The organism is Mesorhizobium sp. WSM3860, from assembly GCF_002294995.1.
GTDB lineage: Bacteria > Pseudomonadota > Alphaproteobacteria > Rhizobiales > Rhizobiaceae > Mesorhizobium.
Genome location: NZ_NSGF01000013.1, coordinates 23,928 through 38,592, shown reverse-complemented (window position 1 = coordinate 38,592; position 14,665 = coordinate 23,928). Strand labels below are relative to the sequence as shown.

Here is a 14,665-nt window from a genome sequence, read left to right as displayed (position 1 = left end):
TCATTTTTCCTCTCCTTCAACGATACGCACTTTTTCGTGTTCCCGCAGCCGGTTCACGCCGGCGGTGACGACCAGATCGCCCTTGGCGAGTCCGCCGCTGACCACGACACGGTCGGTTTCGTAGCGGGCAACCGTGACCGGCTTGAGCTCCACTGCCGACGAGGCGGACACGACCCACACGGCCGGCTTGCCGTCCTTGTCGAACAGCGCGCTGCCCGGCAGCACCATGACCGGCGCGCCGCCCATCTCGGCGCGGCCGGCGACGCTCGCGCCGAAGCGCATCTCGTTGGGCGCATTCTCGATCGAGACCTTCACCTGGAAGGTGCGGGTCGCGGCGTCGGCCATCGGCGCGATCTCGCGGATGCTGCCGACCGCAGTGATCGCCGGATTGCTGAGCAGCGAAACAGTCACTTTTGGCGGGTGCTTCGTATCGGGCGCGTTGGCGAAGACCGCTTCGGCGATCGAGAACACGGCGTCGCGGCTCTCCGGATCGGCAACCCGCACCACCATCTGCCCGACATTGACTGACTGGCCGGCTTCGGCTCCGGTGGCGGTGACGATGCCGTCGAATTCCGCATGCAGCTCGGTATAGCCGAGCTGGTCCTTGGCCATGTCGAAGGCGATGTTCGCCGACTTCAGCTTGGCCTCAGCCGAACGCAGATTCTTCAATGTCGCGTCATAATTGGCGCGGGTGGTAAAACCCTTGCCGAGCAGCGCGCCGATGCGGGCCTCGGCAGCTCTTGCCTCGACAAGCACAGCCTGTGCCGCCGCGACATCAGCCTCGGCGCTGGCGAGCCGGTTGCGATAGTCCTGGTCCTCGATGCGGGCGAGCACCTCGCCCTTCTTCACCGTCGAGCCGATCTCGGCGAGGCGTTCGAGCAGCTTGCCCGATACGCGGAAGCCGAGGTCGCTTTCGAGCCTCGGCCGGATCTCGCCGATGGCGATGCGGGTATCCGCGCTGAGCATCGGGACGGCCGCGATGGCCTTGACGAGCTTTGTCTCGGCCGCGGCGGGCTTCACGTTCGAGGCCTCGCTTCTGGCGCCGTGCCAGACCATGGCGCCGCCGCAGGCAAGAACGGCGATCGATCCGGCGACAAGGCGGCGCCGCAGCGGCCTGTTATGAAAAAGTGCAATCATGTTGTCTCCATGACCAAGGTTGCGGTCGCGCGGGGAGGATGCGGCGACCGGAAATCAATTGGCTGGAGAGGGGATCGGGCGACTACGGCCTGTCTTTCGCCAGCCCGATCTTCTTGGCGTTTCCGGCTCCGGAAATCCCGAACGGTTTCTGAAAATTTTCCGATGTTTGCGTGAGGCGGCCTTGGAACGGCGCAGGGAGACGCCGATGCCGACGCTCAAACCGTCCAGAAATAGCGCACGAGGTGGAAGAAGATCGGCGCGGCAAAGACCAGGCTGTCGGTGCGGTCGAGCATGCCGCCATGGCCCTCGATCAGATGCCCCCAATCCTTGACGCCTTGGTCACGCTTGATGGCGGAGGCGACCAACCCGCCGAGGAACCCCATCGTGCAGGCGACGAAGGCGACGGCCGAGGCCTGCAGCGGCGAGAAGGGCGTGATGAAGGCGAGCAGCGCGCCGAGCAGGCTCGAGGCGACGAGCCCGCCGATCAGCCCCTCCCAGGTTTTCGACGGGGAGACCTTTGGCGAGAAGCGATGCTTTCCGAACAGCTTGCCGAAGATGTACTGCAGCACGTCGCTGCCCTGCACGACGATGATCAGGAAGGCGACGAGCAGCAGGTTGCGGCCCTCGAAGCCAGGCACGTTGAGCGTCAGCAGCGCAGGGACGTGGCTGACGCAATAGACCGCGATCATGATCGCCCATTGCTGCGCCGACACGCGCTCCAGGAAGCGCTCGGTGTCGCCGTGCAGCGCCGTGATCGCCGGCATAAGCAGGAAGCAGTAGACCGGGATGAAGATGACGAACAGCCCATACCAGGCTGTCCACACCAGCCAGTACTGGAACGGAATGACGATGCCGAACATGCCCAGCAGAACCCAATGGTCGCTGCGGCGGCTGTGCGTCAAGGTCACGAACTCGCGCAGCGCCGCGAAGGAGATCAGCGCGAACAGGATGGTCATGCCGTAGCGGCCGAAGAAGAAGGCGACCGTCATCAGCGCCACCATGACCCACCAGGCGTTGATGCGCTGGGTGAGGTTGGTGAGCGTCGCGCTGAGCGGCTTCGGCGCCCGCGCCGAAAGCACCGCGGCGGTGGCGCTGGCGGTGGTCAGCACCACGAACAGGCCGATGATCAGGATGCTGATTTCGTGTCGCATCAATCGTCTCGATCAGGGCGCGGATTGAGCGCCAGAAGTTCGGCCCGGGCGCGTTCGAGGAAGGCCCGGCGTTCCTCGTCCGGTGCCACCGCCACCGGAGCGCCGAACACGACGCGGCAAAGCAGCGGTACCGGCAGGAACTGGCCCTTGGGCAGCACGCGCGACATGTTCTCGATCCAGCACGGGATCAGTTCGACGTCCGGCCGCGCCATCGACAGATTGTAGAGCCCGGAGCGGAAGGCCAGCAGCTCGGCGCTCATGTTGCGCGTGCCTTCCGGGAAGATGATCAGCGAGTGACCTCGGTCGAGAACGGAAAGCATGACGGAGATCGGGTTCTCTTCCGGGCTCGTCCATTGCCGGCTGATTAGCACGGAGGACAGCATGTCCTCGGCGATGAAGCGGCGCAGCCGCGACTTTCGCCAATATTCGGCGGCGGCGACCGCATGTGTGGTGGCGCGTTCTCTTTCGCTGAGGCAGGCCGACAAAAGGATGAAATCGCCATGGCTGGTGTGGTTGGCGAAATAGATGCGCTGCCGGTCCGATGGCTGGCAGCCGCTCCAGATCGGGCGCACGCCGGTCACCGCCCGGGCCAGCGCGGACAGGCCGACGGAAGTCGCCGTCTGCAGCAGCGTGAAGGTCCGGAGCGAGAGCCTGTTCATCCCGGCATCCAGAATCCGGCTGTCAGGAACGCGATGACGAAGATCGCGAAGGCGATACGCTGCCTGGCAAGCAGGCGGCGCGTTCCGGCGATGCGGTCGTCGAGCGGACGCGGAGAGGAGGAGGCAGGCTTGAGCCGCATGCGCGCCAGCAGGTCGTCGACCGCGGCGCATCCCGAACGCTCATTGTCATGGCTCGCCATCAGCCGGAACAGCAGCGCGTCGAAGGCGAGAAGCGCCGAAAACCCAAGCACCACGACGGCGCTTGCCGCGGCGACCAACAGCGCCAGCACCGCGATTGGCGCCTGGAGCGCGCCGCGCGCCGAGGCGACCAAAGGCGCGAAGCCGTCGCAGACGAGCACGATCGCGGCCGGCCATGCGGCGTGCTTGATCAGCATGGCGGCAAAGGCGCCTGTCCGCTGCTGATAGGCTTGGTCGGTCATGCCGGCTCGTCCAGTCCGATCCGAAGATGCACCGGCCGGCCGGACGCGGCGAGCTGCTTGCGCGCCTGCGCCGGCGTGTGCGAGCGGCCGGTCGCGACCAGCCATCCGGCGACGACGGTGGCGCTGCGCTGGAAGCCGAGCGCGCAGCAGACCAGCACCGTGCCTTGCCGGCGCGCCGGCTCGATCGCCGCCACCGCTTGGTCGAGCGTGTCCGCCGGTGGCGGCAGCAGATCGAGCATGCCGAAGCTTTGCCAGCGGCCCGTCGCGTCGCGCGGCCGCTCCAACTCGGCGGCGAGATCGATCACCGTGCCGAAGCCATCGACCTCGGCGGCGTTAGGGAACCGCCCAAGGAAGACGCCGTCGGTGACCGCCACGACCGGCGGCAGCTTGCGCGTCCATGCCCAGACATTGACCCTGGCGCCCAGCCGATGGGGCCAAAGCAGGATGCGGCTTGCCAGCGACACACGACCATCCGCTGTCTTCTGGAATACTGTCGCGCCGGCCCCGGCATAGGCGAATGCGACGATAGCCAGCGCCAGCGAAGGCCAGAGAAGCAGGAGCGCCAGGGCGGAGGAGAGGGCGCCGGCCGCAGCGCCCGTCAGCGCCAGAGCGGCGCCCAGCGCGTAGGATAGCGCAAGCCGCCGTGCCTTGCCGTCGGCAGTCAGGCGGAAACCGGCGAACGGCAATTCGCCTCTGGCCGGAAAGAGCCAGAGCACGAAGAAGCCGAGCAGCGCGCCGGTCGGGATGTCGATGAAATGATGCTGCCAGGTGGTCAGCACCGAGGCGCCGATCAGAAAGCACCAGCCGTGCCAGAGCGACAGGAGAGGGCCGGCGAGGCGCTGGCGCCAGTGATCCCAGATGATCACCAAAAGAGCGATGTGCAGCGACGGCGCCTGGTTGAACGGCTTGTCGAAGCCGCCGAGCACGGCAAACAGGAAACCCGGCAGGCCGGTGGTTGCCGGTCGCGTAAAAGTGGCGGTCAGCGGAAACAGGATGAAGCAGGCGACGGCGACGACCTGCGCGGTGAGGTAGCGCCCGGCCAGCCGGTCGACGCCCTGGCGGCTGTCGTTGAGCAGGAGCGACAGGCCGTAGAACAGGTTGATCGACCAGTAGGGCACGATCGTCCAGGCGACGAACGGAACATGGTGTTCCCAGGAGAACACGATGCTGCCGACATGGTCGCGCGTCGAGGCGAGCCAATTGGCGAAGCCGTAGGTCGAATAGAAGAAGGGCGCGAGGAATGCGAGCCACAGCGCTGCGCGAAGGACGATGCGCCCATAGGGTTCGGCGCTGGGTGAAAGTGGCGGGGGCTCGGCACTGGAGGGCATGCGGCGGGGGTCCTAAAGCCGCCTTGCCAGCGAGACGGTGAAGATGCCCCATTGGTCGATGCGCTGGTCGAGCTTCTCGAAGCCCGCCGCCTCGACCAGCTGATCCATCTCGCCTTGCGTGCGCCGCCGCATCACCCAGGCCTGGCCGCCGCGATGCGAGGTCAGGCTGCGCGCGATCATTTCGAGCTGCGGATGCCAGGGCTGGTTGGTGTAGATCAGCAGGCTGCCCGGCTGCATGGCGCGGGCCAGGCCGCCGAGCGAGCGCGCAATCAGCGCATTGTCGGAGAAAAGCTCGTAAAGTCCGGAGACGATGGCGAGGTCCGGCGCAGGATCGAGCGCGGCGAGCCCGTCGCCGTCGAAGGCGTCGGCGCGCTGGAACGACACGCTGGCCGGCAATTGCCGCTCGGCGATCAGCTTGCGGCCAAGCTCGACATTGAGGTCGGAATAGTCGCGCAGCCGAACGCTGGTCGGTTGCTCCCGGCTTTTGTCGATCGCGTCGAGGACGTAGCGGCCGTGGCCAGACGCAATGTCCAGGATGTTGGTGGCCCGCCCAGCGGCCTTCAGTATTGCCAGCGCCGAGCCGATCAGCTCTTCGATGTGAAGTTTGCGCTGGCGGATGCCGCGCCAACCGATGGCGTCGAGGAAGGTCCGGTCGACCATGCGGCCGATCGGCCCAAGGCCGCGCGGCTCGTTCTCATAGACATAGTCGAGCGTCGAACCGGAATCGAAGCCGGTGGTAACGCCGACCTTCATGCCGCGCGAGAACCAGCTGCCGATGCGGATGAAGGCGCGGCTCATCGTCCAGTAGAGGCCCTTGGGCGAGAGGAGATCGAGGGGCGAGGCTAGGCGGTCGGCCTCGTCGCGCGTGTAGCCGGCGACGTCCGCCTGCTTCAGGTCGGCAGCCTCTGCGGGTGCCGCGAACTGCGCTTCGAGGAACGGCCGGACGAGGTCGAGCGCCTTGGCGCGGTCGCGCTCGCCAAGCGTATCGTGGAAGAAGCCCGGCAGCACGTGGCGTTCCTTCACACGGCTGCCGAGATTGACGAAGAACTCGTGCTGGGGCGCGTGCCGCACCACCCAGTCGCTGCCCGACAGAAGAAGCTGCGTCGGCACGGTGATGGCGCGCGCATCGGCAACGATGCGCGCCGCGTGCTGATAGAGCTCGACCAGGATATTCGAGGCGATCGGCCTTGTGATCAGCTTGTCGTTTTCGAAGGAAGCGATGCGCACAGGATCATGAGTGAGGAGGTTCGCCTTGACGTAGGAATTGACGAAGAAGCGCCCCTTGATCTTTTGCCACAGCGCAATGCCTTCCTTGGCGAAAGGGACATAGAGCTTGACCGAGAAGGCGGGCGAGGCGAGCACCATGGCGCGCAGTTTCGGCGCGTAGTCGTGCACCCACGCGGCTGCAAGCACGGCGCCGAAGGACTGCGTGATCAACGCGATGTCCTGCGCGGCGAAGCCGTCCCTAGCGGCGATCTCGCGCATGAAGCAGTCGATATCGCGCACAAGTGCTGCGAAGGAGGGTGCATAGCCACGCTCCCCGGCGGAGCGGCCGTTGCCGCGCGCATCCCAGGCGTAGAAGGCGTAGTCGGGCATGCTGAGTTCGTCGACCAGATGCGCCATGCGGCCGCCATGCTCGTGCCCGCGATGGAAGAGCACGACCGCGCCCTTGGCCGTGGCCGACATCGCCGGCCAGTAGCGGTAAAAGATCTGCGTGCCGTCATGGCTGCGAAAGGTGCGTTCCTGCGCCTGCCGCGCAAGGCTTTCCGCCGGCGCGCTGGCGACCTGTTCGTGAAGCATGGTGGTTCCCCCGGGCGGCATGGCGAGCCTCGATGCTCAGCCGGTGCTGCCAATAAGACCGGCGCGTATCCGGTTTATGGCGGTCAGCAGTGAAAGCGTAGCCATGGCCGGAAACACAAAGGGCGCGATTGCCGCCGGCCAGAGCCCGGCGGCGGCGAGCACGGCGACCACGCCGAGCGCCAGCGCCCTGTCGCTCTTGCCGAACGGCCCGGCATAGTTCCGCCCGATCCCGGCGGCGATGCCGAGCACGCCGGCGAACTCGGTGAGCGCCGCGGCGATGGCAAAGGCGACGACGCCCCAGGCGCCGAATTGCGCAAAGGCGGCGAAGGGCAGGATCAGCGCCAGGTCGGAGACGACATCGCAGATCTCGTTGAGATACATGCCGAGCGTTGTGGCCTGGCCATGCTCGCGCGCCAGCATGCCGTCAATCGCGTTGAGCGCCATGCGCGCGAAAAGCACAAGGGGGATGAGGAAGAGCAGCGGGCTCCAACCGGGCAAGGCCGCGATCGCGGTTCCAGCCGCGATAGACAGCAGAGCAGCCGCGACCGTTATGCTGTTGGCGGTCATGCCCATCGCCGCCAGCCTGTTGACCAGCGGCCGCAGCCTGTCCTGGAAAGCCGGCTTCAGCGCGTAGAGCGTCGGCATGCGATGATCCCCCGATCCTCGCCGCCAGATGTATCACAAAGATGCCGAACGGCACCAGCACAGCTGCTAAGATACAGTGAATCTCAGGCGGTTGGCACCGGCCATGCACCCATCCCCTAAGGACGGCGCCGGCGCCGGCGCTCTGCGGCGCTCAAATGCCCCGCCTTGCCGACCTCCGACCATGCAGCTCGGGCTGGCTGCCATGCGGTTTGCCGGCTTCCGGAACAACGCATGCCACTTGAATAGTAAGCACGCTTATTATATATGCCGCTCATGGTTTCAGACGGCATCGACAGATTGGGATTTTTGATCCACGACGTGCAGCGCCTCATGCGCAAGCGCTTCGAGGCGCGCGCCAGTGGACTGGGCCTCTCCTCGGCGCAATGGCGGCTTCTCGTCCGCGTCGCCAAGGAGGCCGGTGTCGCGCAGGCACGGCTTGCCGAACTGCTCGAGATCGAGCCGATCAGCGTCTCGCGCCTCGTCGACCGGATGGAGGAGGGCGGCTGGATCGAGCGTCGCGCCGACGCGGCCGACCGGCGTGTGCGCATGATCTTCCCGACCGAGAAGGCCAACGCGGCCTACGCCGATGTCAAAAGCCTTGCCGGCGAGGTCTATGAGGAATCGCTTACCGGCGTGTCGCTGGAAGACCGCCGCATCCTGATCCGGGTGCTCGACACCATCGTGCAGAATTTGACCGACGGCGAGACGTCGTCCTTGGAAAAGATCAAGAATACGGAAGGGCGGGCAGCATGAACGCGGCAGCCAAGAAGATAGACGACAACATCACCAAGCTCGAGATGGAAGCGCCGGCGAAGCCGGAGGCTGCTCCAGTCTCAGCGGCAGCGGAGCCGCAGCCCGCACCGGCAGCACCGAAGAAGAAGCGCCGCACCGGCCGCTTCCTTTTGATGGTCGCCCTGCCGCTGGCGCTGCTCGCTGGCGGCGCCTATGTCTGGGTCACCGGCGGACGCTACCAGGAGACCGAGAACGCCAACCTGCAGCAGGCCAGGATTTCGATCGCCTCGGATACGGCCGGCCGCATCGTCCAGGTCGGCATTGCCGACAACCAGACGGTCAAGACGGGCGACCTTCTCTTCGTCATCGACCCCGAGCCTTACAAGATCGCGCTGGCCCAGGCCGACGCGGCTGTTGCCGCCGCGCGGCTCAATGTCGAGCAGCTGCGCGCCGCCTACAGCCAGGCGATGGCGCAGCAGAGGTCGGCCAAGAGCGAGCTCGACTATGCGCAGTCGCAATATGACCGCGCCGCCGATCTCGCCCAGAAGGGCATCAATGCCAAGTCGTCGCTGGACGAGGCCCGCAACGATCTCGACAAGGCCAAGCAGCAGCTTGCGGTCGCCGAGCAGGGCATCATCAGCGCTAAGGCGGCGCTTGGCGGCAACCCGGACATCGAGACCGACAAGCATCCGAGCGTGATGTCGGCGCTCGCCGCGCGCGAAAAGGCCGCCTACAATCTCTCGCAGACCACGGTGAAAGCGCCGGCCGAGGGCATCGTCTACCAGGCCTCGTCCTTCAAGGTCGGCCAGTATGTCTCGGTCGGCACGCCGCTGTTCGCGCTGGTCGAGACGGACGACACCTGGATCGACGCCAACTTCAAGGAAACCCAGCTGACCCATATGAAGCCGGGCCAGAAGGCCGAGATCGTGGTCGACACCTATCCGGGACGGACCTTCGAGGCGACCGTCAAGGCGATCGGCGCCGGCACGGGGGCCGAGTTCTCGCTGCTGCCCGCGCAGAACGCCACCGGCAATTGGGTCAAGGTCACCCAGCGCATTCCCGTGCGCCTGGAACTGACCGACCCCGACGCCAAGATGGCGCTGCGCACCGGCATGAGCGCGACGGTCACCGTCGATACCGGCGTCGCGCGCGGCCTGCCGTCGATCTTCGGTCACGCCACGGCCGGCGAGCACGCGCAGTAAAGCAAAGTGAAGCCCGCGGCATGAGCGGGCCGAAGGGAATGGTCTGAGGGGTGGGACGCCGAGCGTTTGAGGCGAGCCGCGTCGCAGGTCGATCCAAGGCAGAGGCTTTCGACACGGACCTGTCGGTCCTCAGGTTTCCGGGCGGCTGGCATCCGCTCCAACAGAGACTTTCGGTCGATGTAACCCCCACATCGAGCCTCGCGTCCCACCGCGACGAGGGTCTCAAAGGAGGGCCTCGCCGCCCGGAAACCCAATGTACCCGTTTTTGTTACCTGCTGGAAGTTCAGCACCATGAGCACGCCCGAACCCTTCAAGGAAGTACCGCACCGCGGCCTGATCACGGTCGCGCTGATGCTGGCGACCGTCATGCAGGCGCTCGACACCACGATTGCCAATGTCGCGCTGCCGACCATGACCGGCGACCTCGGCGCATCGCCCGACAATATCAACTGGGTGCTGACTTCCTATATCGTCGCCGCGGCCATCATGACGCCGGTCACCGGCTGGCTCGCCGACCGCCTCGGCCGCAAGGAGCTGTTCCTGGCCTCCGTCGTCGGCTTCACCATCTTCTCCATGCTTTGCGGCCTGGCCTGGAGCCTCGAGACGATGGTGCTCTTCCGCCTGCTGCAGGGCGTGTTCGGCGCGGCGATCGTGCCGCTGTCGCAGACCTTCCTGCTCGATATCAACCCCCGCGAACGCCACGGCCAGGCGATGGCCATCTGGGGCGCCGGCATCATGCTGGGGCCGATCCTCGGCCCGACGCTCGGCGGCTGGCTGACCGAGAATTTCAACTGGCGCTGGGTGTTCTTCATCAACCTGCCGGTCGGCATCCTCGCCTTCATCGGCATGGCCGCCTATCTGCCTGTCGTCGCCAAGCGCGTGCGCAGCTTCGATTTCTTCGGCTTCGCCATGCTCTCGCTCGGCGTCGGCGCGCTGCAGCTGATGCTCGACCGCGGCGGCGAGGTCGACTGGTTCTCTTCGACCGAAATCTGGATCGAGCTCGCGCTGTCGATCACCGGCTTCTGGGTGTTCATCATCCACACGGTGACGTCCGAACGTCCCTTCATCGATCCAAAGATATTCCTCGACCGCAATTTCGTGACCGGGCTCGGCTTCATCTTCGTCATGGGCGTGCTGATCCTGGCTTCGATGTCGCTGCTGCCGCCGATGCTTGCCAACATCTTCGGCTACCCGACCGTCACCATCGGCGTCGTGCTGGGTCCGCGCGGCATCGGCACGATGATTTCTATGCTGTTCGTCGGCCGCATCATGCACAGGATCGACGCGCGTATTCTGGTCGCGATCGGCTTCCTGCTCACCGCGCAGTCGCTCTACACCATGGCGAGCTTCACGCCGCAGATGGACAACTGGCTGATCATCTCTTCGGGCGTCATCCAGGGCCTCGGCATGGGCATGGTGTTCGTGCCGCTGTCGGCGGTGGCCTTCGCCACGCTCGACGCGCGCTACCGCACCGACGCCACCTCGCTGTTCAGCCTGGTGCGCAATCTCGGCTCGTCGATCGGCGTCTCGGTCGTTGCGGCGCTGATGGTGCAGAACACGCAGATCAACCACAGCGAGCTCGGAGCCTTCATCAATCCGTACAACCCCAACCTATGGGCGGCCTCGCCGGCGGCCGCTGCCGGCGATCCCGCGGCGCTCTCGCAGGTCGACCGCGCCGTGAATGCCCAGGCGATGATGATCTCCTACATCAATGACTTCAAACTCCTGATGGTGATGACGCTGCTTGCCGTTCCGTTCGTCATCCTGCTGCGCAAGCCGAAAGCCGCGCCCGCCGGCGGCGCGCCGGCGGCCCATATGGATTGATGGTGCGGCCTCTTGCACTGCGCTCAGGAGGCGTCACCCTTGCTTGCCCTCATCCGTAATCCATTTGTGGAACGCCGCGATACGAGGATCGGCCCAGCAATCTCTTCGGCAACACAGGTAGTAGGCCTCCGTGTCGTCTGAGATCTGCATCTCCTTGAACGGCACGACCAGTTCTCCATGGGTTATCTCTTCGTGGAGCACAGCGAGATCTCCGATCGCGACGCCCTGACCCATGGCCGCGGCACGATATGCCATATCGGCACTGGGAAAGACCTCACCCGAGTTCAAGTCGAGAAGGTTCGGCGCAAATCGCCCGGCCCAAACTTTCCAATCGTGCCGATCGGGCGTTTCATGCAGCAGGTTATGGTGAACCAGGTCGGCAGGAGAGGTTAGTGGCACCCCTCTCTCCAACAGCTTCGGCGAGCAAACCGGGGTGCCGAATGATTGCAGCACCAGCACCGCGTCGACATCTTTCGGCCGATCTGGATTACCGCAATCGAAGGCGAGATCGAACTCACCTCCGAAAAAGACTTCCCACTCGAAGGGAGCGGTCGTCAGGCGTATGTCGATTGCAGGCCACTGCTGCTTGAAACGGTCAAGTCGCGGCAGAAGCCACCGGATCGAGAAAGTGGGCGGGCAGATGACCTTCAGATGCCGAGGCTGCCGCTGAAGGTCTTGAGCTCCCGCGGCAATGCTTTCGAACGCGGCCGCCAGGATGGGTTGGAAATTGCGGCCCGCATCGGTCAGGACCAATCCACGTGGCAATCGTCGAAACAACTCCACCTGCAATGCTGTCTCGAGAAGCTTGACGTGCCTGCTGATCGCTCCTTCGGTCACGCACAGCTCCTCCGCGGCGCGCGTGAAGCTCCTGTGCCGCGCGGCTGCTTCGAAAGCCCGAAGCGCGTTGAGCGAAGGGAGACGCATCGACCACCTCAGCAATTCTGAGCCTATGCCGGAGAAAGACTGGTTTGTGGCGGGTCCACCATCCGCCTACGCTGTCATCTCCAGGCGCGAGGTTGGCACGGAGGCCGACGGTGAGCAACAAACTCCTGACGTTGTCACTCAATCAATCGGTGCAGGCGTCTAAGGCGACCAGAATAACCGCCTTCATCTCAACTTGGCGGGAACGGCTTTTCTATCGCAATGAACTCGCGCGACTGGCCAGGGATGCACCGCACATGATCGACGATATTGGCTTGACGGAAGAAGAAGTCGAGCTCGAGCTGGCAAAGCCATTCTGGCGATGACCGATCCTGATCAGAATTTGGCCGAGAAGAAATCCGTCGCAGGCTCCGCCGGCTGGGAGCTTACCTGCCAAGCACCAGTGACCAGTAGCGCAGGCTGGGATCGCGGCCGTCGCGCACATAGGCGAGCCCGAAGCGGCTGAAGTCCGGGTCGAGCATGTTGCGCCGGTGGCCGTCCGAATGCATCCAGATGTCGAACAGCTTTTGCAGGTCGAAACGACCCTCGGCGATGTTTTCGCCCGCGGCGCCACGCACGCCGTTGCCCTTCATGCGCGAGGCGAAATCCTTGCCCCAGCCCGTGGTATGGCTCATGCGGGCGCGCGACGCCATGTAGCCGGCCTGCTGCAGCGCCGCATGCTCGAGCTGCGCGTCCGGAACCAGCGCCGGCAGTCCGGCCGATGTGCGGATAGTGCTCAACGTGCCGGTGGCGGAGGACGACACGCCGGCGCCTTTGCCAGTCGGCAGCGGGACGCTGGTGCAGGCGGCGATGCCGGCAAGCGCCGCAAGGCCGATGGCCTTGAGCAATGTGCGTTTGTCGAGATTGGGGGAATCGGTGGTCAGGCTGGTCATCCGGCCTCTGATACCGGCGATCGTGGCTTTTGCCGGGCAGGCGATGAAAATCGCGTTATGCGGCGACATCCTCCGGCGGATCGGCTATCATCCCGGCGTTCTAGAAGTGGCAGCCACGGGCGGGCCACCCAGGCGGTGACCGCCCCCCGAGCGATACGGAGGACGGTAATGGCCGGTTTTCATGTCATGGCGGACGCGCAAGGGTTGCATGTGCAGCCCACGGTGCGCCACATCACCACGTCGGATCTATGGGACGCGCTAAGGCTCGGCGCCGAGGATTTCTGGGCCAAGCCTTCGCACTATGTGTTCCTGTGCCTGATCTATCCGGTCGTCGGCCTGATCCTGACGCGGTGGACCTCCGGTTCGAGCGCCATCCAGCTCGTCTATCCGCTGATGTCGGGTTTTGCATTGATCGGTCCCTTCGCTGCCATCGGTCTCTACGAGATCAGCCGCCGGCGCGAGCTCGGCATGAGCAGCCGCTGGCATCATGCGCTCGACGTGCGCCGTTCGCCGGCGCTGCCCTCGATCGCGGCGATCGGCGTCCTGCTTTTCGCGCTCTTCCTTCTGTGGCTGTTCACCGCGCAGTCGATCTACACCAGCCTGTTCGGCGCCGAGCCGCCGGCCTCGGTCGGAACTTTCCTGCGCGACGTGCTGACCACCGGCAAGGGCTGGACGCTGATCCTGCTCGGCAACGCTGCCGGCTTTGTCTTCGCGGTCGTGGTGCTTGCGACCACGGTGATTGCCTTCCCGCTGCTGCTCGACCGCGATGTCGGCGCCGTCTCGGCGATCGAGACCTCGGCGCGCGCCGTGATGGCCAACCCGTTGCAGATGGCGCTCTGGGGCCTGACGGTCGCGGTGCTGCTGGTGATCGGCTCGATCCCGCTGTTTGCCGGCCTTGCCGTCGTCATGCCGGTCCTCGGCCATGCGACCTGGCATCTCTATCGCAAGGTGGTGGAGCCGGAGCAGATCCGGCCCATCCGCCGGCCGATGTAGGCCGCGCCCTCGAACAAAGCAGACCGCCCGAAGCGGTTTACTGGAGCCCGGTTGATGAAGACTTTTTTGAGGTCGCTCAAGGGGGCGGCTTTCGTGGCCGGCCTTTGGTCTGTTGGCTGCCTTGATACCACTCATGCCAACGCTGACGAGTTGGTGCACTTTGAAAGCGCGGTCGTGAAGCCGACGCCGTTTCAGGAGCGCATTGCGCAACAAAACGGGCGAGCGCTCCAGGCCATTCCTGGCACGCCATTGAATGGGTATCTGACGCGGCCGCCGGGCGAGGGGCCGTTCCCGGCTGTCGTCGTTCTCCACGGATGTACGGGCTTATTCCCGGATGTAAGGAAAACTTGGTCCGAGCGGCTGTCTTCCTGGGGTTACGTCGCCCTCTTTGTCGATAGCTTCAGCACGCGCGGTATTCGCGAGACGTGTGATCGCGGTCCGCTTGGTCATGGCAGCCTGCTTGCTGATCGCGTCTATGACGCCTACGGTGCCTTGGACTTCCTGTCGAGATTGCGTTTCGTCGACCCTCAGCGCATAGCATTGGCGGGGTCCTCCGCTGGCGGAACCACAACGCTCGAGGCCGTGCAACTTGGTGGTGCCGTGCAGCTTATGGCGCACAAGTTCAGGGCAGCGATTGCCTACTATCCGAACTGTTCGGCTGCCAATGGCGATATGACGGTCCCGACATTGATCCTGATCGGCGAGCTTGATGATTGGACCCCCGCGAGAAAATGCCGGGAGATGATGGCGCAGCGCAGCGGCAAGGGCAGCGCCGTGCAGCTTGATATCTTCAAGAGCGCCCGTCACGCATTTGCCTCCCCGTCATTGAAGACGGGCACTGAGGAGTATGGTCACCGGGTGGAGTACAATGCGGCCGCTGCCGAAAAATCGGTAAGCGATGTCCACGCGTTTTTGAAGCAGGCCTTCAGCGGATAAGGGC

The 14,665-nt window shown here is 65.0% G+C and carries 15 protein-coding genes; 6 read left to right on the top strand and 9 right to left on the bottom strand.

What is annotated here, in order from left to right; translation table 11 throughout:
• From CK220_RS20115 to CK220_RS20085, 7 genes are all read right to left on the bottom strand, one after another.
• Entirely contained in the window at window positions 1-1,137 is a 1,137-nt protein-coding gene (locus CK220_RS20115; RefSeq protein ID WP_245429288.1) for an efflux RND transporter periplasmic adaptor subunit, read from the bottom strand.
• A 215-nt stretch (window positions 1,138-1,352) separates the two neighbouring features.
• Window positions 1,353-2,288, bottom strand: coding sequence for a phosphatidate cytidylyltransferase (locus tag CK220_RS20110; RefSeq protein ID WP_066996678.1), 936 nt, complete (start codon window positions 2,286-2,288; stop codon window positions 1,353-1,355).
• The gene (locus CK220_RS20105) at window positions 2,288-2,947 is read right to left on the bottom strand and encodes a lysophospholipid acyltransferase family protein (RefSeq protein WP_095813206.1); all 660 of its coding nucleotides are present in this window, start codon (window positions 2,945-2,947) and stop codon (window positions 2,288-2,290) included. Before CK220_RS20105 ends, CK220_RS20110 begins: the two co-directional genes overlap by 1 nt.
• Window positions 2,944-3,387: a hypothetical protein gene (locus CK220_RS20100; RefSeq protein WP_095813205.1), complete on the bottom strand. Its 444-nt coding sequence runs from the start codon at window positions 3,385-3,387 to the stop codon at window positions 2,944-2,946. The genes CK220_RS20105 and CK220_RS20100 overlap by 4 nt, the downstream gene beginning before the upstream one ends.
• Window positions 3,384-4,715, bottom strand: coding sequence for a phosphatase PAP2/dual specificity phosphatase family protein (locus CK220_RS20095; RefSeq protein ID WP_095813204.1), 1,332 nt, complete (start codon window positions 4,713-4,715; stop codon window positions 3,384-3,386). The genes CK220_RS20100 and CK220_RS20095 overlap by 4 nt, the downstream gene beginning before the upstream one ends.
• A 12-nt stretch (window positions 4,716-4,727) precedes the next feature.
• The gene (locus tag CK220_RS20090) at window positions 4,728-6,515 is read right to left on the bottom strand and encodes a bifunctional alpha/beta hydrolase/class I SAM-dependent methyltransferase (RefSeq protein ID WP_176479141.1); all 1,788 of its coding nucleotides are present in this window, start codon (window positions 6,513-6,515) and stop codon (window positions 4,728-4,730) included.
• A gap of 36 nt (window positions 6,516-6,551) precedes the next feature.
• Window positions 6,552-7,160 carry a CDP-alcohol phosphatidyltransferase family protein gene (locus CK220_RS20085; protein ID WP_095813202.1) on the bottom strand — a complete coding sequence of 203 codons (609 nt, stop codon included), beginning with the start codon at window positions 7,158-7,160 and terminating at the stop codon, window positions 6,552-6,554.
• A gap of 273 nt (window positions 7,161-7,433) precedes the next feature.
• On the opposite strand from CK220_RS20085, the gene CK220_RS20080 reads away from it, so the two are divergent.
• The 3 genes from CK220_RS20080 to CK220_RS20070 all read left to right on the top strand — a co-directional run bounded on the left by CK220_RS20080 (window position 7,434) and on the right by CK220_RS20070 (window position 10,918).
• Window positions 7,434-7,913, top strand: coding sequence for a MarR family transcriptional regulator (locus CK220_RS20080; protein ID WP_095801336.1), 480 nt, complete (start codon window positions 7,434-7,436; stop codon window positions 7,911-7,913).
• Window positions 7,910-9,094, top strand: a complete 1,185-nt coding sequence (locus CK220_RS20075) for an HlyD family secretion protein (RefSeq protein ID WP_095813201.1) — start codon at window positions 7,910-7,912, stop codon at window positions 9,092-9,094. Before CK220_RS20080 ends, CK220_RS20075 begins: the two co-directional genes overlap by 4 nt.
• 291 nt (window positions 9,095-9,385) lie before the next feature.
• A complete protein-coding gene (locus tag CK220_RS20070) occupies window positions 9,386-10,918 on the top strand; it encodes a DHA2 family efflux MFS transporter permease subunit (RefSeq protein ID WP_095813200.1) in 1,533 nt (510 codons plus the stop codon).
• A 33-nt stretch (window positions 10,919-10,951) separates the two neighbouring features.
• Here the strand turns inward: CK220_RS20070 and CK220_RS20065 are convergent, their stop codons facing one another.
• Complete coding sequence (locus CK220_RS20065; RefSeq protein ID WP_095813199.1) at window positions 10,952-11,842, bottom strand: LysR substrate-binding domain-containing protein; 891 nt, start codon at window positions 11,840-11,842, stop codon at window positions 10,952-10,954.
• A gap of 110 nt (window positions 11,843-11,952) precedes the next feature.
• On the opposite strand from CK220_RS20065, the gene CK220_RS20060 reads away from it, so the two are divergent.
• The gene (locus tag CK220_RS20060; protein WP_245429287.1) at window positions 11,953-12,165 is read left to right on the top strand and encodes a DUF1127 domain-containing protein; all 213 of its coding nucleotides are present in this window, start codon (window positions 11,953-11,955) and stop codon (window positions 12,163-12,165) included.
• 60 nt (window positions 12,166-12,225) lie between these two features.
• On the opposite strand, the gene CK220_RS20055 is transcribed toward CK220_RS20060, so the two are convergent.
• The gene (locus CK220_RS20055) at window positions 12,226-12,732 is read right to left on the bottom strand and encodes a CAP domain-containing protein (RefSeq protein WP_095813334.1); all 507 of its coding nucleotides are present in this window, start codon (window positions 12,730-12,732) and stop codon (window positions 12,226-12,228) included.
• A gap of 168 nt (window positions 12,733-12,900) precedes the next feature.
• Between CK220_RS20055 and CK220_RS20050 the strand changes: the two genes are divergently transcribed.
• Both CK220_RS20050 and CK220_RS20045 read left to right on the top strand, forming a co-directional pair.
• On the top strand, window positions 12,901-13,725 hold the full coding sequence (locus tag CK220_RS20050; protein ID WP_095813198.1) for a DUF2189 domain-containing protein: 825 nt from the start codon (window positions 12,901-12,903) through the stop codon (window positions 13,723-13,725).
• A gap of 54 nt (window positions 13,726-13,779) precedes the next feature.
• Window positions 13,780-14,661, top strand: a complete 882-nt coding sequence (locus CK220_RS20045) for a dienelactone hydrolase family protein (RefSeq protein ID WP_095813197.1) — start codon at window positions 13,780-13,782, stop codon at window positions 14,659-14,661.
• Window positions 14,662-14,665: the final 4 nt, after the last annotated feature.